Source organism: Bacillus sp. RO1 (genome assembly GCF_012524115.1).
Classification (GTDB): domain Bacteria; phylum Bacillota; class Bacilli; order Bacillales; family Bacillaceae_I; genus Sutcliffiella_A.
Genome location: NZ_JAAZWB010000089.1, coordinates 105,718 through 125,609 on the forward strand (window position 1 = coordinate 105,718; position 19,892 = coordinate 125,609).

Sequence of the window (19,892 nt, forward strand, 5' to 3'; positions counted from 1 at the left end):
TTATCTGCCTTCCTTCTCATTTATCGACTTGACAATAGCAGGCAAACAATCAAGGTCCTCTATAATAAAGTCTGCATCCACTTCATCCCGATATGAATCTCTCTTCCAAACTGTCGTCATTCCAACAGCATTAGCAGCAGCCACATCATTCTCGGGATGATCCCCAATAAAAAGGCATTCCTTCATCGATACTTGAAGAAACTCTGCGGATCTGCGAAAAATTTCAGGATTAGGTTTCTTTATCCCTTCCCGCTCCGAAACAAGAATGGAGTGAAAATAGTGTTCAATACCAAGTGCTTTTAGGTTGTTCATCTGGAAAACCTCGAAACCATTCGTTATCATGCCTAATGGAAGATTGTCCTCAGAAAGTCGCTGAAGTGTGTTTTCTACATTATTAAAAGGGGTACAGTGGAATGGGAAGTTAGAAATATAATCTTCCAATAGTTCTTCCCAAATATGAACATTTATTAGAAAATCACCTACAAGTTGCTGATAGACTTTATCCTTCCACACATACCCTCGTGCATCCAGTTCGATAAACCTATCCATATAGGTTTTTTTGTGTATGTGTGCGAAAGCATGCTTATACCTTTCATATTGACCTTCAACAAACTTCTTTAATGAAGCATCCCTATCTAAAAGCGTGCCATCAAGATCAAATATTACCGCCCTAATCAAATTTTTTCTCTCGGGTTGATTCAATATCTAGTATTTTCTCAGTGATTAGATTTGCCAAAATATCATAACCTGCTTCCCCAAAATGCAATCCATCGTTTAAGATGCCAACCAAGAGTTCTTTATAATTTGTCCTAGAGTACAATTCTGTGTAGAAGTCAATTAAATAGCTGCCTGTTTCATCTGAAACACGTTTAACTGCATCTGCATATTTAGCCAGTTCGCTATTTTTTCTGTTTGGTTGTAACTTTTCATCTACTGGAGGAGGAGTGATGAGTATCGTTTTATCTGGTCCAATTAGTTGGGTAATCTTTATTAAGTTCTCTTCATATGTGTTTAGAGCTACCTTTTTATGTACTGCAGCATCATTCGAGCCAAATAATACAGTTACTAAATCTGGTCTATAAGTTAATACATCCTTTTCAATTCTTCGTAACGCGTCCTTAGTGGTATTAGCCGATACCCCTGCGTTAACAACTCTGTAGTTTGGAAGTTGTAGGGAAATTTTTTCAGTGAGACGAGGGTTGTCTTTTCCTTCGTGCCTTGCTGTCAAACTATCACCAAAACAGACTAGTGTTTTCATGTGTATGGATCCCACCTTAAATATTTATTGATAGTTATTATGTTACCATATAATAGAAAAAACTAAAGCGAAGGGGTTACATAATGGATAATGATTTAATTACTAATCTATCAATGGAAAGTCTGATGATTAATATAGTTATTGGGATTATGGTTGGATTAATCGTGAGTTTTATTATGAAGAGGGTTTACAGAAAGAAGAAAAAAGTCGATAAAGGATTTGCACTAAGTTATTACAAACTCAGTTATAGACGAAAACTTATCCGAAACCTATGGCAACTCCCACCGTCTTTCGTAGTATTAATTGCTATTATTATTATTTTTGAAATCGACACCATAGCTTCCGCTTTTTTATTGTCTCTATTTATCTTAGCTGGCCTTACCCACTGCCTTCTTCTTTATAGAAAGTGGAAACAAGAAGAAAGGAACACACAAATGTAGGACTGCACATCAAATAGAGACGAGCATCCATTATCTCCATAACAATGGATGCTTGCTTATCATTATCCTGCTTTTTTAGCTGTAGAAATCTCTGTTCCATCGCTTCTTTTTCGTTTGAACATTTTACGGATACCCACCCCAAGATCATGGAAAAGCATATAGACAGAAGGAATCAGTACCAATGTTATTAAAGTTGAAAACAATAGTCCGGCTATGACCACTGTGGCTAATGGTGCCTGATAGTTGCTTGCTGCTCCTGTTGAAATGGCAAGCGGCAACATTCCGCCAACTGTAGTCAATGTAGTCATGAAGATAGGGCGTATTCTATTCATACCCGCTTCTACCATTGCTTCCCCTACTGCATAGTTTTCGGCTCTCAGCTGTTTTGCTCGGTCAATCAATAGGATAGCATTATTTAAAACAATCCCTATTAACATAATGACACCCATCCCTGACATAATACTCAATTCACGCTGTGTTAACAGAAGTCCCAAAATAACGCCTGTAAAAGTCATGGGAATAATGGTCATAACTATGATTGGATGAAGCAAATGGTTGAATTGGACAGCCATCACAACATATACCAAGAAGATGGCAATCGCTAAGATGACTAACATATCCTGTATCGCTTCTTGTTGCTCCTCTAAACTTCCCCCAACAGAAATGGAATACCCATCTGGTGTATTAAATTCCTCGACCATTTTTTGAACATCTCTGTTTACTGACCCTAAATCACGATTCTCGATATTCGCAAGAATCTTCACAACCCGCTCCCCGTCTTTATGATCAATTTGCCCAGGTGCTTTCACCTGCTCAAATGAAACATAAGTAGAAAGGTCTTTAGGTCCGTCCTGTGTGTTCACTTCAAGATCTAATAACTGCTTTTTGTTTGAAATTACTTCATCTGGGGCAACTAAAATAGGTGTTGCATCTTCATCTTGCAAGGAACCAATCGGAACAGAAGAAGATAAACCATTTAATTGTCCTAAGATTTGTAAAGGAGTTATTCCGTCCTTTTTCATCTCTTCTTCATTTAGAACAATTAGTTCTTCGTCCATTAAAGTTCCGAGTGATGTAGTGGTTCCAATGATTCCATCTATCCCATTTAATTCTTTTACCATATCAGAGGAAAGCGAGGTCAGACCATCAAGATCCTCTCCACTTAACCCAATTTGAACAGGATAACTTGCTCCAGCGCTCATAACAGATGTAACATTCACAACAGGATAATCATCTTTTAGTTCAAGCAATCCCGAGAGAATTTGCTCGTTTACTTCTTTTTGCTCTAAGGTGGCTTCTTCTTCTGGCGTCATATTAATCAGAACGAACATAAATTCTATCTGATCCAGTACAAAACCTTCCTTAACATCCGGAATATCAACAAGCTTGGCATGTATGGCTTCTGCTATTTCATTTTTCTGGTCTGGTGTGACTCCTTTATCTAAGGTAACCATTATTTCCGAGTAGCGATTATACATGTCAGGCATGATGGTCATCGGCACTTTTGTTACTAACGCTAAAGAACCGATAAACATGACGAAAAATAGGAAGATGACACCGTAGCGTCTGCGCTTTTTACCTGTCAGCCAACTGATGAACCTACCATAAGACAAGATAATCTTACTCTCTTTTTTATTTTGTTGCCTTTTGGTCAATTTTAAGAAATTTTCAGACAGGGATGGGATGAGTGTAAAAGAAACCACCACTGAACTAACGAGTGTCACAATGACCACAACAGATAATATGATCATAAACTTCCCTGCTTCTCCACCTAACAAACCGATTGGTAAGAAAACCACTATGGTAGTTAGCATCGAGGCAAATACCGCAGAGGCAACTTCCTTAACCCCAATTAATACAGCTTCCCGGTTCTTTAAACCTTGTTCTTTTTTACGATAAATGGATTCTAAAATAACAATGGAAGCGTCCACCATCATACCAATTCCCAAGCCTAACGCTATTAAACTCAGCATATTAATGCTATATCCTAATAACCACATACTTGCAAAAGTGAGTAGGATAGATAATGGAATAGAGATTCCAATGATCATGGTTGCTCTTACATTTCGAAGGAAAAGAAATAGCACGACGATGGCCAGTAATCCCCCGATTAAAATGTTGCTTGATACTCCATCCACTGCTTCGCTAACATAATCTGCTTGAGCTACTACTTCTTCAAATTCAAATCCAGAAACAAGCCCTTCTTGCCTTATTTTCTCCACTTCCGCACGGACCGCTTCTGCCATTTCGATTTGTGTAACCTCAGAAACACGCCCGATTTGTACCATTACCACATCCTGACTACCGTCTTTCCACACACCTGAAGAAGTTTCGCGAACCTGTAGATTAATTTCTGCAAGTTCATTAAGTTCTTTCACACCAGACATTGTCGGTATAAGAATCCCTTTTATATCCTCCACATTTGTCAAAGAGGTATTCCATCTGACAGTCGGTTCGTTTGCTTCCTCCGTTAGTTCTCCGAATGACGTTATGAGATTAGACTGTTGGATCGTTTGAATGATTTGCTGTGAGTTCACACCATCTTCTTGTAATTCATCCTTCTTTAATTGAATGATCACTTCATTCTCTTCTAATCCATCAAATTTCACATCTCTTACTTCCGGCAATGCTTCCAGTCTAGGCTCTACTACATTTTTAGCAAATGCTGAAATGTCTTGCATGTTACCATTAAAAATATCCATATAAAACTCATATTCCTGACTAGTAGTCATTTGAAAACTATTAATATACTGAACACCAGGAATTTGCGTGGACAAAGGGGCTACTGCGGCCTCTATATTTTTATGTACTTCATCCCCTCTTCCTTCTTCTATCATGACAGTGATAGAAGACTTTCCTACATATGTTGCGGAAGTATGAGATTCCACACCATCCAATCCGCTTAAAATTTGTTCAATCGGTGTCGTTACTTTATCTTCTACATCCAATACCGGCATTTGTCCTGCATCTACCTGGACAATTGTCATGTCAAAGGAAATAGGTGGCATCAATTCCTGATCTAGTTTGTTCAGCGAATAGAAGCCAATCATAAATACAAACACAACTAAAAGTCCAACTGCAATTTTCCTTTTTAAAATGAAATCCATCATCGACATCCCTAAAGTCTCCTCTCCATTAAGAAAAATAAGAATAAATTTCCAACACACCCAAAATTGATTATATGCTCTCCGAAATCAAATAAAAAGCGTTTTTTGGAAAATACTTCTTGAGGCGTAGAAGGGATACGACTAGAGCGCCATCCTTTGTCAATAAAAAAAGAACCCGGAAAACCCGAGCCCCACACAATCTTTAAATAATTATTTATGTTTTTCTAAAAAGTTCAAGATAGCCCTGAATACCTTAATTTCATTTTCCTTTTTTGAGAACCCATGTCCTTCATCTTCCAGCACAAGGTACTCTACATCACGGCCCTTTTCTTTTAACGCATCGACAATTTGATCGGACTCTTTTTTGACTACTCGGGGGTCGTTAGCACCTTGAATAATTAGCATTGGCTTTGTCATGGTATCAAGGTAGGTAATAGGGGAATCAATTGTCAGGCGTTCTTTATCTTCAACTGGGTCGCCCACCCATTGTTTCATGACCGGTTTCCAGTGTTCTGGCACGGAATCAATGAAGGAGAACAGATTGCTGACACCAAAAATATCAATCACAGCCTTAAAATACTCTGGGTGGCGACCATGTAGCAGTAATGCCATGTATCCACCATAGCTGCCGCCCATCAAGAATATCTTATCTCTGTCTGCAAACCCTTTTTCAATGATCCATTCCAACCCATGTATATTGTCAAGGCGAGGTCCATGTCCCCAGTCTCCCTCCACCATTTTCATATAAGCTAATCCGTAGTTGGAAGAGCCACGGAAATTCGGAGCAAAAATACTATATCCTCTATTAACAAGGAATTGGAAATAAGAGCGGAAAAACTTTCGTTCAGAAGACTGTGGACCACCATGCGGCCAAAGGATTACATGACCATTTGAAACCTCTTCTTTTGCCTTAAAGAATAAAGCTTCAATTTCGAGTCCATCAAAGGATGGATACGAGAGAATTTCAGGTTCACATAGATCTTCATCCGACACCGCCGGCACACGGTTATTTGTTAATGGTACCCAACCTCCATCTTCTTTCTTATATATATTTGCTGGTTTTGAAGCATTTTTCCCTAGTAAATAGACCGATCCACTTTTACCTATTACTACTTTTTCAATAATAGACACCGGACTGTTAACTTCTTCCAGTACTTTTTTCTCCAAACAATAGGTATAGAGCTTATCTTCTACGCCTTTGGCTGAAACAAGATATAACTTATTTCCTGTCTTGTCTAAATACATATCATTGAAATGCATGTCACTTTTCGATACTCTTGTAAATTTCTTCGTTTCCAAATCAAAATGTGCGAGGTAACCATTATCATCCTCATAGTCCGTTACAAGATAAACGGAGTTTTCCCCAGTAAATACCGCACTGTCAACGGTGTGCTGACTCTCTGTTTCCGGTGTTAGTTTAGTTGATGTTCCTCCTTGATGTAAATACGCTTGTGTGTACGTATTTGCATAGTGTCTTAAAGTAATGAAGCTTTCTTCATCTTCTGAGACGGCTATTAAGTAGGTAGACGCATCTGTCCCTTCTACCAATAACTTCTCTTCTTTTGTATTTAAGTCGTAACAATAACAGTTTAAATATGTTTCGTTTCCTTTGGTGCTTGTATAATAGATGCGGCTCCCGTCTTTCGAAAAACTTGGAGACATGTGACGGTGCTCCAGTTCCACTCTCACATCCTGCAATTCACCGCCGCTGCTTGGTAGAGCATAAATTTGCGTCAGTTCATTCCCATCCTGGTCGAAGCTTGCTAATATGTATTTTCCGTTTGGATCGTACTTTAAGCCATGACAGCTTTGATTATTAAATGTGAGCGGGTATGGATATTGATTCGGCAAATCCATTGCCCAAACATTATAGTGACCAGTGAGATTCGTACTGTACACTAACTGTTTTTCATCGGGACTCAATGTAAAATCTTCAATATTAAATACTTTAAAGAACTGTTCCACTTCAGGTTTTTTAAACGTAAGCAATTGACTTCCCCCTTTATCTATTCTCCCTTACTATTTCGAGAAACAAAACAAAAACCCTTTAATTTTTTGAAATTTCGACATATTATGGCTGATTTCACAAAAACTATGTTATATTGTGGAGTAAAGAACATGATATAAGGGGTCATAATCAATGAATGCAAAAGTAAAATATTTATTCCCAATTCTTATCATATTGCTATTGGGGACCGTTTTTTCTGTATTGTCTTATAAACATTTTGACAGTTTTTTTGGGAGCGATAATCAAGAAGAACTCGTTGTACAACCGGTTAAATTACATCATTCAACGAAGTCATTAAAAGAAGAAAAAGGTTTTCGCACGGAAGCTACCCTTTCTGCTGTTGGAGATTTACTTATCCATAGTACGGTCTATGATGCTGCAAAAACAGGGGAGAACAGCTATGATTTTAATCCAATGCTAGACAAGGTGAAATCCCACCTACTAGAAACCGATATCTCCATTGCAAATCAAGAAACGATCATAGGGGGAACGGAAATAGGGTTATCTAACTATCCTAGTTTTAACAGTCCATTTGAAGTTGCTGATGCTCTTCAAGAAGCTGGCGTTGATATCGTAAGCATCGCCAACAACCACACATTGGACCGCGGCGAAAAAGCCATCATGAATGCCATTAACCATTACGAAACCATCGGGATGAAATATGTCGGTGGCTATAAGAGCAATGAAGATAAAGCACGATTACGGACCATATCTAAAAATGGCATTGAATTCTCATTCTTGTCTTATACATATGGAACAAACGGTATTCCTGTTCCGGAAGGGAAAGAGTTCTTTGTTAACCTGATTGATCGTGAGGCGATAAAAAAAGACGTGGAAGAGGCCAAACAAAATTCAGATGTCGTCGTAGTTGCCATGCACTGGGGAGTAGAATACATCCTTTTTCCAAACTCCGAACAAGAAGAACTTGCAGACTTTCTAGCTGAAATTGGGGTCGACATCGTGATCGGACATCACCCTCATGTATTGCAGCCAATGAAGTTTATGGACAGGCCTGATGGTGGTAAAATGTTTGTCGTCTATTCATTGGGCAATTTCCTTTCTGGTCAAAAAGATGACTACAAAGATATCGGTGGTATCCTTCAACTCCATGTGGAAAAGACGGTAGATGGTCAGGAGAGTAATATCGATATTAAAGTGGATAATTTCATCCCTACGTATGTTTCACAGATAAACCCTACTAAATATCATGTGGTTCCATTAAAGGACGCAGCTTCATTTGGGTTTCCGCAGGCAGAGGCCAAGAACGAGGAAATGATGAAGCATATGTATCAATGGTTACAAGAAGATGAAATAAGAAACTAAATGGACAAGCATCGAACCAATAATCGGGGTCGGTGCTTTTATTTTATCTAAAGCTGTTTCATTTGGTTGCATATGTGGAATTCAGGTATAATAAGGGTGTATATACATATTGCGTTCATGCGAAAGCATCTTTCCTTTTTTTCAAGGCAACGTAATACAATCAAAAGAGACAAAAGGAGTTGCTGTTATGAATATTCACATGTCAGATCAAGCCTTAGAATGGTATAAAAGTGAGCTGCACTTAAAAAAGGGAGATAACATAAAATTTCAAGTGCGCTATGGAGGATGCAGCACTGTCCAGAAGGGATTTTCTTTAGGTATTGTAAAAGAAGAGCCAGATCAAGCTGTTGCTACCACTGAAAAAGACGGCATTACGTTCTTTGTGGAAGAAAAAGATGCTTGGTACTTTGATGGTCATGATCTTCATATTAAGTTCGATGAACAATTGAATGAACCTAAATTTGACTATGAGTGAGCATAAAAAAGAATTAGGGCGAAAAAGTCCTAATTCTTTATTTATGCTCAAAAAAGCGAGTAATTTGATTCCATTGACCTTCTTTTTTCAAAATCTCAAGCTGAGTATCTCCGATTAGATCAAAATGAGGATATTTATCCCTTCTATGTATCCATTCTTCCTTCAACCCATATTGATGGCCCCATTTAATGAGTTTATTTACATCACAGCAACCGGCTTTTGTAACGGTTGTAATGCCATCAAAACGTGGGTGAATCCAATAGTGGGTTAGGAAGGCAATCTCCCCGTTTATCACCTTCTCTTTCCATTCTTGAAGTTCCACACGCTTAATTCCGAAAGCCATAATTTACTCTCCTTGCTTTTTTGCATTTTCATAAGCAGAATGCCACTCTGGGTATTTTTTTCGAATGATTATTGGCTTGAAGTTATCCTTTTTCACACAAACATGCGAGGAACTTCCAACAAGCGCGATTTCCTCATCTTGTGTAAGTATTTGATAACCATAAACTACTCGGAAGCCATCATAGGTTTCAATCCATGTATGTATCGACGCCACTTCCCCGTAACGCAGCGGTTTCTTATATGTAACATTTATGTCTATCACAGGCGAAATCACTCCGTCCTGCTCCATTTCTGCGTAGGAAAAGCCTAAGTCTTTAATAAGTTGTGTTCTGCCGAGTTCCATCCATACCAGGTAATTGGCATGATACACAACCCCCATTTGATCTGTCTCAGCATAACGTACTTCAATTTCTTTTTTAGAAATCAGCATCTCTACTCCCCCATTTACTTGGCTGTATTTGATAATGATAACATAAAAGAATATTTTTCCACATTAAAAGAGTTAAAAAAAGACGGGCATGAACGCTGCCCGTCTTCCCCTTTTACTTAAAACCGTTTTCGCGAGCACTCGCTTCGTCTTTAATCTCAGACCTAAAAGCTGCAATGCTTTCTTCGCGACGGTGGTTTTTTGCTTCAATGCGAGCTCTTTCCTCTTCATTGGCAAATTGCATGGAGTCATGCGCTTCCTCAATATTCTCTATTGTGTTCTGCACCATGCTTTGTAGTTTTTCTACATTATCACTGCGATCATCCGGGTTTGCACGATGTTGTTTGTTTTGGTCCATAACAAAACGCCTCCCTTTATCGAATGAATGGTACTACAAGCTATATTCTTTACTTTGAAGGCTTAAATAACACTTGAAATAGTTGGATGTATTATTCACCCTTAGTTTGAATTACTTGAGCGTGTTTACCAGATGTATCTTGCATTTGTTTGCCTTTATTACCGCCAGCCTCTTGTGGTTGAGTGCCGATGTGGTTTGGCATAAAATGTTTTCTGCTTCCTTTTGGATTACTCATTAAAACATCCCTCCTACCTTTACTATCTCAAGGTGGAGGGATATTCATAACAAGAAATATTTGAAAGTTATTCTGCCGCTTTATTTAACATTTTTTCTTCTAAGCGGTCTTCAATTTTACGGAGTGCCTCTTCGTCTTTTAATAACAGCTGTTTGTTCTCTAAAACAAGTTCTTCAAATGAACGTTTACGAATTCTTCTCATCGTCTCACCTACTTATTTATTATTGTAATAGTATTAATGTCCAAAATACTCTAAAATTATGATAACTTTAAGCGGAATTAATTAGAATTTCATGAAAATTAGAAGATATCAGTGAAATAGAGATCTTTTTAGAGAAGTAGCTATTGTTTTTATATCCGTTTTCAGAAAATTTAAAACTGGTATAAAAAACCACTTAAAACGAATATATGTTCTTGTTTCACTTTCATAGTTACTGTACAATTAAAAGTAAGAAAATTATATAAAGTGGGGATTTTTTTTATGGAATTGACAATTTCACCTTATCAAGCTTATCGAAACAATATGGAATTCTTTTATTCATTTACAACCAAGACCGAAGGCGAACTAAACCAACCAATACAAAAAGGAAAATGGTCCATCAAGGAAATCATCGGTCATATATACTTTTGGGATTTATTCTTATTGGAAGATATGGTACCTGAAATGAAGGACAGCGGTGTTCTACCAAACTTTCCAGAACATGATGAATACAATAATAAAGCCATTCACTCCATAAAGTCTTTTTCAAGTACTAATGATTTATTAGAGGAATTTGTTATTACTAGGAAGAAGTTAATAAGTAATATGGAAAAATTGAATCAAGAAGTAAAATTCACCATTGGAAACAATAAACGCAATTTTACTCCACAAACATTTCTAGGCATGTTTGTGGAACACGATATACACCATATGGAACAAATTAAAAACATGGCCGACTGAATAGAGGTGAGACATGAAGAAGAAAACGTGGATTTTTATCTCATGTATCCTAACCTTCCTTTTATGCTTTACCTTTCTTTTTAAGGAAGGCATCATTTGGGACTATCTTGGAATTAATGTTTCTCTTCCTTTTAAGAAAACGATGGATATCCCTTCCACATTATCTGGCTCAGATCAAAATAATAATGGGATACCAGATGAATTAGACATTGTTTATACTGCAAGAAAAGAGGTAGAGCAGCGTACACCTTATAAAAGTGTGTATTATGACGGTGGTTATCCACCAGATACAGAAGGTGTTTGTACGGACGTGGTCTGGCGTGGTCTTTTAGGAGCAGCAATAAACTTAAAGGATCTTATGGATAAAGACATAGCCGAAAATACAGAATTGTATCCAAGAGTCGGCGGTTCACCTGACCCTAATATTGATTTTAGGCGTGTCCCAAACCAATCTGTCTTTTTTGAAAGGTATGCAGAATCATTGACCACTGAAGTTAAAAAAGGTGATATACACAATTTAGAGCAATGGCAACCTGGTGACATCGTCGTGTTTCTTGGTGGAGATTTTGATCATGTTGGCATTGTTTCTGATAAACGTACGAAAGATGGTATCCCATACATTATTCATAATACTTACCCATTTGCATCTGAAATTAAGTTAACATCTTTTAAATCGCCGATAACCGGTCATTTTCGCTGGAAATATTAAAAGAGGTTGCACAGACCTTCCTCTGTACAACCTCCCTCATTAATTCATTTTACCAACCTGTTCTTCCATCAACTCATATGTCATGGGTCCTAAATGCATATAGGAAATGACACCCTCTGAATCGATAAAGAAAGTAGATGGCATAGTCAAGACTTGATAGTGCCTAAAGATATCTTCTTCATCAAGAAGAATTGGAAAAGTATATCCACCCTCTTCTACATATTTCCTAACTGAATCTATACTTGGCTCGCTAGTAGTCAAATTAACAGCAAGCATCACGACGTCCTCATTTTCTGTGTGATATTTTTGCATTTCTGGCATTTCAGCTCTGCACGGACCACACCAAGTAGCCCAGAAGTTCACAATGACTTTTTTTCCTTCATAATCGGATAGTTGTGCTGTATTTCCATCTAGTGTACTTAGTTCAAAGTCCATTGCTTTGTTCCCTGGTTGTGTGCCAGTAGCCGGATCTTTTTCTCCAAAAACCTGAAGGATTGCATAGCCACTTAATGCAACTAGAAAGGCAATTGCTATTATTTTTTTTACCATCTACATTCCCACCTTTATAAAATTGCCATTATTCCGTAATAGCTAGAGATGATGATAACTATACTTGGAATCAAAATGATTGTTGAAGTTCTAATATGTAAGTTGGATTGATGAAGTTTCCAAAATAAGTACGCTGTTGTTACAAATGTTGCTAGATAAAAACCCCTTGTCCCCCCAGTAAAAAATAGCAGACCAAAAGGATTTGTCCAAATAATGGACGGCCTGAATATAATAATACTGAATTTAAAGAAAAGGATCCATATCAGTAAACCAGTTATTAAATGATTCTCCACTGTTTTAACCAATTCCGGTTTATCTCTAAGGTATATAGCAATATAAAGATATGCTAATAAACATGAAAAAAGAAGAACCAGATAAGACTTCTTTATTAGCAGCGGACCTAATTGAACAGCATCCATACCGTACTCCTTTACGATGTATTACTATCATTTAACCATACATATAAGTGTACGGTAGTTTAACCTATGTCAATTTTATAACATTTAAGTCAAAAGAAAAAGCTGGTCTCGGATTAAAAGAGACCAGCTTATAAATTGAATTATGCTTTTAGCTTGTCGCGTAATACCATACGCAGGATACCACCGTGACGGTAGTAGTCGATTTCTACTTCGCTATCGAAACGAACAAGCGCTTCAAATTCTTTCTTGTTTCCTTCTTCGTCTGTAGCAGTAACTTTTACAAAGTCACGTGGTTTAACTGTTTCGTCAACAGCTACTTCAAACGTTTCTTTACCAGTCAAGCCAAGTACTTCTGCACTTTCGCCATCTTTGAATTGTAAAGGTAGAACTCCCATTAGAACAAGGTTGCTACGGTGAATTCTTTCGAAGCTTTCCGCGATAACTGTTTTAATTCCAAGTAGGTTTGTTCCTTTAGCAGCCCAGTCACGGGAGCTTCCCATACCATAGTCTTTTCCAGCGATGACCATAAGGCCAGTGCCTTCTTCTTTGTACTTCATGCAAGCATCATAAATGCTCATTACATCGCCAGTTGGCCAGTAAGTTGTCCAGCCGCCTTCTGTACCTGGAGCGATTTGGTTACGGATACGGATGTTTGCAAAAGTACCACGCATCATTACTTCATGGTTACCACGACGAGAACCATAGGAGTTAAACTCGCGAGGAGTTACACCATTTGCTTGTAGGTATTTACCTGCAGGTGTATCTTTCCCAATGGAACCAGCTGGAGAGATGTGGTCAGTTGTCACAGAATCTGCAAATTTACCAACTACACGTAAACCTGTAAGTGGTTCTACCGTACCCGCTTCAGCAGTCAATCCTTCAAAGAACGGCGGGTTTTGAATATAAGTGGAATCATTATCCCATGAGTATAATGCCTCATCAGAAGTCTGGATTTCATTCCAGCGCTTGTTGTCATCGAATACATGCTCATATTCTCTACGGAATAGCTCTGGAGTTACCGTTGATTTAACAACTTCTTTCACTTCTGTCATAGAAGGCCAGATATCCTTGAAGAATACATCGTTTCCATCTTTGTCTTTTCCAATTACATCATTTTGAAGGTCAACATCCACATTACCAGCAAGTGCATATGCCACAACTAGAGGTGGAGATGCAAGGTAGTTACCTTTTACAAGCGGGTGGATACGTCCTTCAAAGTTACGGTTACCAGAAAGTACAGAAGTAACAAGCAAGTCGTTTTCTGCTACTGCTTCTTCGATTTCATCCGCCAATGGACCGGAGTTACCGATACATGTCGCACAACCGTAACCTACGATGTTGAAACCTAATTGATCAAGATATGGTTGAAGTCCGGAATCGTGAAGATAACCTGTAACAACCTTTGAGCCAGGTGCTAGGGATGTTTTCACGAAGCTTGGTACTTCCAATCCTAATTCCACCGCTTTTTTCGCAACTAAACCAGCAGCGATCAATACGTATGGGTTGGATGTATTTGTACAGGAAGTAATGGATGCAATCGCAATAGATCCTGTTTTCATCGTTGTTTTCTCACCAGAAGCCAATGTCACTTCTACCTCTTTAGCAATGTCAGTAGGAGTTAAACCATAGCCCTGGTTCCCTTGTGGAGCTACTAATGCATTGCGGAAAGTTTCCTGCATCATGGATAGTGGCACAAGGTCTTGTGGACGTTTAGGTCCGGAAAGGTTTGGTTCGATTTCCCCAAGGTCGATATCTACTACATCTGTGTAGATAGGATCAGCATCAGGGCTGAAGAATAATCCGTTTGCTTTGGAGTACTCTTCTACCAATTTGATTTGCTCTTCACTGCGTCCAGTTAAACGCATGTAATCAAGAGACTCTTCATCAACTGGGAAGAATCCACAAGTTGCTCCGTACTCAGGTGCCATGTTTGCGATTGTTGCACGGTCAGCTAGTGGTAGTTCAGATACACCAGGTCCGAAGAACTCAACGAACTTACCAACTACACCATGTTTACGCAATACTTGCGTTACTTTTAATGCTAAGTCAGTTGCAGTTGTACCGTTAGGTAGTGCACCTGTCAATTTAACCCCAACAACTTCAGGAACCGGGAAGTATGAAGGTTGGCCAAGCATTCCTGCTTCTGCTTCGATACCACCTACACCCCATCCAAGAACACCGATACCATTGATCATCGTTGTATGAGAGTCAGTACCAACAAGCGTGTCAGGGAAGGCAACATATTCGCCATTCTCTTCTACTGCGTGAACAACGTTTGCTAAATACTCAAGGTTAACTTGGTGAACGATACCAGTTGCTGGTGGAACTGCACGGTAATTGTCAAAAGATTTCTTCGCCCAGCTAAGGAATTTGTAACGTTCTGCATTACGTTCAAACTCAAGCTTCATGTTGAAGTCTAAAGAGTCAGCTGTACCAGCTTTATCAACTTGTACAGAGTGGTCAATTACAAGATCAACCGGGATTTCAGGATTGATTTTCTGAGGATCTCCACCAACATCAGCCATTGCTTTACGTAAAGACGCAAGGTCAACTACAGCTGGAACTCCTGTGAAATCTTGAAGAATAACACGGGAAGGCTTGAATGGTACATCCACGTCCTTCTGCTCGTCTGTTCCCCATTTTGCTAAGTTTTCAACGTGCTCTTTAGTGATTACACGGCCGTCTACTTGACGTAGAACGGATTCTAATAATACTTTAATGGAGTATGGTAAGCGTGATACGTTACCAATGTTTGCTTTTTCAAGCGCTTGCAAAGAATAGTAATGATACGTTTTGCCGTTCACATCAAAAGACGTGCGGGCATTAAAAACATCTTGCTTCGTCATATGTATTACCCCCTGCTACTCATAGTTTAATAGGACCTCGCTATGAACAATTAATAGGCATTGAAAAACAAGCTTTCTTCTTAGTGGAAAGCGTTTGCGAATGTTTTTCTTTGAGACAAATTTCGAGTTGTTTCTCCCACCGAATAGTCCTTACAATATTATCTTAATACAACATTTCTCATAAGTAAATATCAATAAAGTTATCAAATCACATAAGTTACGCTTATCTTTCATAATATTCCACAAATACATGACGTTCAAACCTCAGGAGAAACTATAAATGGAGGTGAAGCAAAGTGGCAAAAAGAAAATCGAATCATGTCATTGAAGGGATGAATAGTGCCAGCGGACAGGGCAAAGGTGCCGGGTACAATGAGGAACTTTCCAATGAGCCTTTGACAGAAGCACAAAAGCAGAATAATAAAAAACGTAAGAAGAATCAGTAATAGTACTTAATGTGGAATCAACTCTACTTCTGTAGGGTTGGTTTTTTTGTATTCGTTACTTGGTGATCTCTCTTCATCAATAATGAGGTGTAGAGTAGTTGCAAAACTCAAATGTCCGAAGATATTGTATATTTGACCGAAGTTTTGGTGAAAGTGACCGAATATTCTGGGAAATTGTCCAAAGTTTTTCGAAAAGTGACCGAACGAAATTTCTAATTGGCCGAACACCCAGTAAAAGTTGTCCAAACTACCCCTATTAATTGTCCGAACTTCTCATAATTCCATCGTTTTTTGACCGAAGATTGAACTAAAGTGACCGAACCATGTTCAACACTAAATTAGAAGACGTTTTTTCGTCCTTTACCAGCATTTTCTCCTCAATTCCTACCAAAAGACCATCAATATCCTATCCGTATTAACATCCACTCCACATCAACACAAAAAAACCAACCTAAAACCCAAACTACCGGTTCAAGGTTGGCCTAAACATGGCCTCACACAATACAACCTTCTACTCCAACGTATTCCCTTCCCCTTGCTGCATCAGGCGTTGAAGATCCGCTTGAAATTGCATGAGTTGCGGTCGTTGTGTTTCGGATGCTACCTCTAGGGCATTGTTGATCTGTTCCATCGCTTCGTTTACTTCATTTTCTAATCGTTTGAAATCGTGCCCGTAATTTGGATCATTTCTGACAATTGCTTCGTACACATCTCTCGCTTGTTCTGTTCCTTGTTGCGCTGCTTGGAAAGCTTGCTGTTTATCTTTATGATATGGCATATCTTTTCGCTCCTTTAGGTCAAAGTAAATAATAGCTCTACCTATACTGCCCGAACAAATGAAAAATATACCTCAGACAGTTGAGCATAAACCTGTCCATTTTTCAAAAACTATAAGCAAAGGAGGAGATAAACAATGAACAAGAACAGTCATAAAGATATGGTCAGAAACCAGCCTAAAGATAATCAATCAGGCCAACCCGCACCTTTAAGCGGATCTCATAAAGTGAAAAACCGCCAGCATACCCGCCAAAAGCATAATTCTAGCCACGATATGTAAGCTCGATTTTACGAAAAGCATCAGCTAGCTTAGGTATTTCCCCTTGTGTAATAGTTCGGAAATCCAGAATCACCTGTTGATCTTGGACACGGACTACTATACTTGGGGTCCCTTTTCTTAATTCGTCTGCTAGAGCCTGCGCAGAAAGGGACTCAGCGTTTACCTTAACCGCAATGGATGGCAGAGTCACATCAGGCATGGTTCCTCCGCCTACCATTGACTCGACATCATAAATTTCCCATTTAAATAATTCCAACTCTTTCACGGAATCCAGGAAAATCATGGCCTTCTCAAGAACCTCTTGTGGGGTGAGAAGCATATCTCTCACAACAGGAATACTTTCAGCTTTGTTATTAGCGTATGCATGGATCGTCGCTTCTAAAGCAGCAAAGCTCATTTTATCCACCCTTAGTACCCGTGCTAATTGATGTCTTTTGAGTTGTTCAATCAGTTCTTTCTTGCCAGCAATAATTCCTACTTGAGGGCCACCTAATAGCTTATCTCCACTAAAGGATACAAGATCGACTCCGGTTTGCAGCACCTTTTTTACGACAGGTTCTTCTCCGATCCCCTTTGCCGAAAAATCAAAAAGCACACCGCTTCCTAAGTCTTCATAGACAACTAATTTTTCTTGCCTTTGTTTTAGACTTACAAGCTCCTCTGTTGAAACAGATTGGGTAAATCCAATTATTTTAAAATTGCTTGTATGTACTTTTAGTATCATCGCTGTCTCGTCACTCAAAGCTTGTTCATAATCTTTTAAATGAGTTTTATTTGTGGTTCCTACCTCTACAAGTTTGGCACCGCTCTCTTCCATAATAGAACTGATCCGAAAAGACCCTCCGATTTCCACTAGTTGGCCCCTTGAAACAATCACTTCTTTTCCTTTACCAAATGCATTCAGAATCAGAAATACAGCCGCTGCGTTATTGTTTACCACGATCGCTGCTTCTGCCCCTGTAACATCTTTTATTAAATCTTCCACGAGATCGTGCCTAGAGCCCCGTTTTCCAGAATATATATCAAACTCAAGATTGGAATAGTTCTCCGCAACTTCTATCACTCTGTTTATTGCCTCTCTGCTTAACCTAGCACGACCTAAATTGGTGTGTAGGATGGTGCCTGTTGCATTGATAACAGAGTGAAGGCTTGGTTGACTTTTTGTTTTTAATATCTTCTCAATTTCATCCCAAATGAAGAAAGTAAGATTTTTATCTATGTGCTGTCCATTTTTCACTTTATTTCTTACCACATCTAATGCCTGCCTGATTACTGAAGTAAGTACAGTTTCATCTAGATTGTACTTTTTGCCTAGGAGCAAAAATGTATGTTGGTTTTTTAATTCATGAACGGGGGGGATTTTACGTAAAATATCTTTCATATTTTTCACCTTTTCCGATAAATCATTTTACTATTATACCTTACGGAAAACGTAAAAGAGAAGGGTCGCCCCTTCCCTCTTACTTGTTTTCCAATTGTGCAATAATGTCTTCTGCTTTAGGGAATACACCTGTCTCTTTTTTGGAATAAATGTTTTCCCCATTAACCGATACTTCAAATTTTCCACCGGAACTAGGAATTAGTTCCATGGACGAAATGTCAGAACGGAAATGTGTGAATAGTGATTCCGCGAAACTCGCGGCTTTTGGCGCGTAGTTTCACTGCATGCAAAATTCGATTGATACCTTGAAATTGCTCATGATTTTTCCTCCTATGCAAGTTTTCACTACGATGACCAAGATATTCCTTCTCAGTCACTAGTACTATCATAGTACATCTACTATCTTTTCGCAAAATTCAAATCTTTATCACTGGATAAGTGTTAAAAGTAGGAATATACTTTAATGTAGACAGGAGGTGGGTATAATGACTGAACACGAAAAAGTTCGTTTAACATCACTATCGACGAAAGCTGGCTGAGGATGCAAACTTGGTCCTAGTGACCTCGCGCAAGTTTTGCGTGACTTACCTGCAAATAACCACGATCCTAATTTATTGGTTGGCTTTAGCACTTCTGATGATGCCGGTGTTTATAAAATTAACGATGAGATAGCCATGATTCAAACGCTCGATTATTTCACACCGGTTGTGGATGATCCTTACATGTTTGGACAGATTGCTGCTGCCAATGCATTGAGTGATGTTTATGCGATGGGAGGCACTCCAAAAACAGCTCTAAATATTGTCGGATATCCAATTAAGAAATTGGGTCCCGATATTCTACACGCCATCCTATCTGGTGCATTGGACAAAGTGAAGGAAGCTGGTGCAGTCATTGTTGGCGGACATTCCATTGATGATCAGGAGCCAAAGTTCGGCTTATCCGTTACAGGTTTTGCCCATCCAGAACAGATATGGAAGAATACCGGTGCACGCCCTGGGGATGCACTAGTATTGACAAAGCCAATCGGGGTAGGCATTCTTACTACCGCTATCAAAAGGGAAAAAGCAACTGATGCACAAATTACTCTTGTAACAGAGACCATGGCGTCCCTAAACAAACATGCAGCTGAAACGTTGAAACAATTCAGCCCGAATGCTGTGACAGACGTTACAGGCTTTGGCCTTTTAGGTCATGCGGGTGAAATCGCTCGTGGAAGCGGCGTAAGCTTACATATCGACCTGAAAAAGGTGCCTGTATTGACTGGATCATATGAGTTGGCAGAAGACGGTGTCATACCAGGAGGATCTAAATCCAACCATCAATGGCTAACTAGCGATGTCCATTACCATAATTCCGTCACTCTACATGAACAACTTGTATTGTGTGATGCGATCACTTCAGGAGGCTTACTTGTAAGCATGCCAGTATCTGAAGCATATCAATATGTAAGTAAATTGAAAGAGCAGGATGTGCTTGCTGCAATTATTGGATCTGTTTCAGAAAAAAGAGAAAAATGTATTTATGTAAACAAAAACGGAGCTAGCTGAATACTTCAGTAGCTCCGTTTTC

At 38.9% G+C, this 19,892-nt stretch carries 21 protein-coding genes and 1 pseudogene; 8 read left to right on the plus strand and 14 right to left on the minus strand.

Annotated elements, in window-relative coordinates; all coding sequences use genetic code 11:
- Together HC179_RS19245 and HC179_RS19250 are read right to left on the minus strand one after the other, a co-directional pair.
- Positions 1-678, minus strand: a complete 678-nt coding sequence (locus HC179_RS19245) for an HAD family hydrolase (RefSeq protein ID WP_168865816.1) — start codon at positions 676-678, stop codon at positions 1-3.
- Complete coding sequence (locus HC179_RS19250; RefSeq protein WP_168865817.1) at positions 671-1,258, minus strand: GDSL-type esterase/lipase family protein; 588 nt, start codon at positions 1,256-1,258, stop codon at positions 671-673. Before HC179_RS19250 ends, HC179_RS19245 begins: the two co-directional genes overlap by 8 nt.
- Positions 1,259-1,341: 83 nt before the next feature.
- On the opposite strand from HC179_RS19250, the gene HC179_RS19255 reads away from it, so the two are divergent.
- Positions 1,342-1,698 (plus strand): hypothetical protein, encoded by a 357-nt coding sequence (locus HC179_RS19255; RefSeq protein ID WP_168865818.1) that lies wholly within the window; start codon positions 1,342-1,344, stop codon positions 1,696-1,698.
- Between the two features lie 62 nt (positions 1,699-1,760).
- Here HC179_RS19255 and HC179_RS19260 read toward each other — a convergent pair whose 3' ends face one another.
- Both HC179_RS19260 and HC179_RS19265 read right to left on the minus strand, forming a co-directional pair.
- Positions 1,761-4,814 carry an efflux RND transporter permease subunit gene (locus HC179_RS19260; RefSeq protein WP_168865819.1) on the minus strand — a complete coding sequence of 1,018 codons (3,054 nt, stop codon included), beginning with the start codon at positions 4,812-4,814 and terminating at the stop codon, positions 1,761-1,763.
- A gap of 201 nt (positions 4,815-5,015) precedes the next feature.
- Positions 5,016-6,794, minus strand: coding sequence for a S9 family peptidase (locus tag HC179_RS19265; protein WP_168865820.1), 1,779 nt, complete (start codon positions 6,792-6,794; stop codon positions 5,016-5,018).
- A gap of 151 nt (positions 6,795-6,945) precedes the next feature.
- Here HC179_RS19265 and HC179_RS19270 point away from each other — a divergent pair, with 151 nt between their 5' ends.
- Positions 6,946-8,136, plus strand: coding sequence for a CapA family protein (locus HC179_RS19270; RefSeq protein WP_168865821.1), 1,191 nt, complete (start codon positions 6,946-6,948; stop codon positions 8,134-8,136).
- A gap of 187 nt (positions 8,137-8,323) precedes the next feature.
- Entirely contained in the window at positions 8,324-8,611 is a 288-nt protein-coding gene (locus HC179_RS19275; protein WP_168865822.1) for a HesB/YadR/YfhF family protein, read from the plus strand.
- A 37-nt stretch (positions 8,612-8,648) separates the two neighbouring features.
- Here the strand turns inward: HC179_RS19275 and HC179_RS19280 are convergent, their stop codons facing one another.
- From HC179_RS19280 to HC179_RS19300, 5 genes are all read right to left on the minus strand, one after another.
- Positions 8,649-8,954 (minus strand): hypothetical protein, encoded by a 306-nt coding sequence (locus HC179_RS19280; protein ID WP_168865823.1) that lies wholly within the window; start codon positions 8,952-8,954, stop codon positions 8,649-8,651.
- Between the two features lie 3 nt (positions 8,955-8,957).
- Positions 8,958-9,383 (minus strand): acyl-CoA thioesterase, encoded by a 426-nt coding sequence (locus HC179_RS19285; RefSeq protein WP_168865824.1) that lies wholly within the window; start codon positions 9,381-9,383, stop codon positions 8,958-8,960.
- A gap of 112 nt (positions 9,384-9,495) precedes the next feature.
- Complete coding sequence (gene tlp / locus HC179_RS19290) at positions 9,496-9,738, minus strand: small acid-soluble spore protein Tlp (RefSeq protein WP_060663629.1); 243 nt, start codon at positions 9,736-9,738, stop codon at positions 9,496-9,498.
- Positions 9,739-9,829: 91 nt separating this feature from the next.
- Positions 9,830-9,973 carry an acid-soluble spore protein N gene (locus HC179_RS19295; RefSeq protein WP_010193544.1) on the minus strand — a complete coding sequence of 48 codons (144 nt, stop codon included), beginning with the start codon at positions 9,971-9,973 and terminating at the stop codon, positions 9,830-9,832.
- 67 nt (positions 9,974-10,040) lie between these two features.
- Positions 10,041-10,175, minus strand: a complete 135-nt coding sequence (locus HC179_RS19300; RefSeq protein ID WP_082153446.1) for an FbpB family small basic protein — start codon at positions 10,173-10,175, stop codon at positions 10,041-10,043.
- A 279-nt stretch (positions 10,176-10,454) separates the two neighbouring features.
- Between HC179_RS19300 and HC179_RS19305 the strand changes: the two genes are divergently transcribed.
- Together HC179_RS19305 and HC179_RS19310 are read left to right on the plus strand one after the other, a co-directional pair.
- Complete coding sequence (locus HC179_RS19305; protein ID WP_168865825.1) at positions 10,455-10,913, plus strand: DinB family protein; 459 nt, start codon at positions 10,455-10,457, stop codon at positions 10,911-10,913.
- 13 nt (positions 10,914-10,926) lie between these two features.
- Entirely contained in the window at positions 10,927-11,622 is a 696-nt protein-coding gene (locus tag HC179_RS19310; RefSeq protein WP_168865826.1) for a DUF1287 domain-containing protein, read from the plus strand.
- Between the two features lie 39 nt (positions 11,623-11,661).
- Here HC179_RS19310 and HC179_RS19315 read toward each other — a convergent pair whose 3' ends face one another.
- Both HC179_RS19315 and acnA read right to left on the minus strand, forming a co-directional pair.
- A complete protein-coding gene (locus HC179_RS19315; protein ID WP_168865827.1) occupies positions 11,662-12,171 on the minus strand; it encodes a TlpA family protein disulfide reductase in 510 nt (169 codons plus the stop codon).
- 559 nt (positions 12,172-12,730) lie between these two features.
- Positions 12,731-15,436 (minus strand): aconitate hydratase AcnA, encoded by a 2,706-nt coding sequence (gene acnA, locus HC179_RS19320; RefSeq protein ID WP_168865828.1) that lies wholly within the window; start codon positions 15,434-15,436, stop codon positions 12,731-12,733.
- Between the two features lie 296 nt (positions 15,437-15,732).
- Between acnA and sspO the strand changes: the two genes are divergently transcribed.
- On the plus strand, positions 15,733-15,882 hold the full coding sequence (gene sspO, locus HC179_RS19325) for a small acid-soluble spore protein O (RefSeq protein ID WP_010193533.1): 150 nt from the start codon (positions 15,733-15,735) through the stop codon (positions 15,880-15,882).
- Positions 15,883-16,393: 511 nt separating this feature from the next.
- Here the strand turns inward: sspO and HC179_RS19330 are convergent.
- Complete coding sequence (locus HC179_RS19330; RefSeq protein ID WP_063561001.1) at positions 16,394-16,660, minus strand: hypothetical protein; 267 nt, start codon at positions 16,658-16,660, stop codon at positions 16,394-16,396.
- A gap of 135 nt (positions 16,661-16,795) precedes the next feature.
- Between HC179_RS19330 and HC179_RS19335 the strand changes: the two genes are divergently transcribed.
- Positions 16,796-16,939, plus strand: coding sequence for a small acid-soluble spore protein P (locus tag HC179_RS19335; RefSeq protein WP_010193529.1), 144 nt, complete (start codon positions 16,796-16,798; stop codon positions 16,937-16,939).
- Here the strand turns inward: HC179_RS19335 and selA are convergent.
- Together selA and HC179_RS21240 are read right to left on the minus strand one after the other, a co-directional pair.
- A complete protein-coding gene (selA, locus tag HC179_RS19340) occupies positions 16,923-18,320 on the minus strand; it encodes an L-seryl-tRNA(Sec) selenium transferase (protein ID WP_168865829.1) in 1,398 nt (465 codons plus the stop codon). The genes HC179_RS19335 and selA overlap by 17 nt on opposite strands.
- 79 nt (positions 18,321-18,399) lie before the next feature.
- Positions 18,400-18,585: pseudogene (locus tag HC179_RS21240) on the minus strand (Rdx family protein); the annotation flags it as partial.
- 220 nt (positions 18,586-18,805) lie between these two features.
- On the opposite strand from HC179_RS21240, the gene selD reads away from it, so the two are divergent.
- Positions 18,806-19,870 carry a selenide, water dikinase SelD gene (selD, locus tag HC179_RS19350; protein ID WP_168865830.1) on the plus strand — a complete coding sequence of 355 codons (1,065 nt, stop codon included), beginning with the start codon at positions 18,806-18,808 and terminating at the stop codon, positions 19,868-19,870.
- The last annotated feature ends 22 nt before the right edge of the window (positions 19,871-19,892 follow it).

Coding starts and splice junctions, on each gene's coding strand:
- HC179_RS19250 (WP_168865817.1), bottom strand. CDS start 1,258: ATGAAAACACTAGTCTGTTTTGGTGATAGTTTGACAGCAAGGCACGAA.
- HC179_RS19255 (WP_168865818.1), top strand. CDS start 1,342: ATGGATAATGATTTAATTACTAATCTATCAATGGAAAGTCTGATGATT.
- HC179_RS19260 (WP_168865819.1), bottom strand. CDS start 4,814: ATGTCGATGATGGATTTCATTTTAAAAAGGAAAATTGCAGTTGGACTT.
- HC179_RS19270 (WP_168865821.1), top strand. CDS start 6,946: ATGAATGCAAAAGTAAAATATTTATTCCCAATTCTTATCATATTGCTA.
- HC179_RS19275 (WP_168865822.1), top strand. CDS start 8,324: ATGAATATTCACATGTCAGATCAAGCCTTAGAATGGTATAAAAGTGAG.
- HC179_RS19280 (WP_168865823.1), bottom strand. CDS start 8,954: ATGGCTTTCGGAATTAAGCGTGTGGAACTTCAAGAATGGAAAGAGAAG.
- HC179_RS19285 (WP_168865824.1), bottom strand. CDS start 9,383: ATGCTGATTTCTAAAAAAGAAATTGAAGTACGTTATGCTGAGACAGAT.
- tlp (WP_060663629.1), bottom strand. CDS start 9,738: ATGGACCAAAACAAACAACATCGTGCAAACCCGGATGATCGCAGTGAT.
- HC179_RS19295 (WP_010193544.1), bottom strand. CDS start 9,973: ATGAGTAATCCAAAAGGAAGCAGAAAACATTTTATGCCAAACCACATC.
- HC179_RS19300 (WP_082153446.1), bottom strand. CDS start 10,175: ATGAGAAGAATTCGTAAACGTTCATTTGAAGAACTTGTTTTAGAGAAC.
- HC179_RS19305 (WP_168865825.1), top strand. CDS start 10,455: ATGGAATTGACAATTTCACCTTATCAAGCTTATCGAAACAATATGGAA.
- HC179_RS19310 (WP_168865826.1), top strand. CDS start 10,927: ATGAAGAAGAAAACGTGGATTTTTATCTCATGTATCCTAACCTTCCTT.
- HC179_RS19315 (WP_168865827.1), bottom strand. CDS start 12,171: ATGGTAAAAAAAATAATAGCAATTGCCTTTCTAGTTGCATTAAGTGGC.
- acnA (WP_168865828.1), bottom strand. CDS start 15,436: ATGACGAAGCAAGATGTTTTTAATGCCCGCACGTCTTTTGATGTGAAC.
- HC179_RS19330 (WP_063561001.1), bottom strand. CDS start 16,660: ATGCCATATCATAAAGATAAACAGCAAGCTTTCCAAGCAGCGCAACAA.
- HC179_RS19335 (WP_010193529.1), top strand. CDS start 16,796: ATGAACAAGAACAGTCATAAAGATATGGTCAGAAACCAGCCTAAAGAT.
- selA (WP_168865829.1), bottom strand. CDS start 18,320: ATGAAAGATATTTTACGTAAAATCCCCCCCGTTCATGAATTAAAAAAC.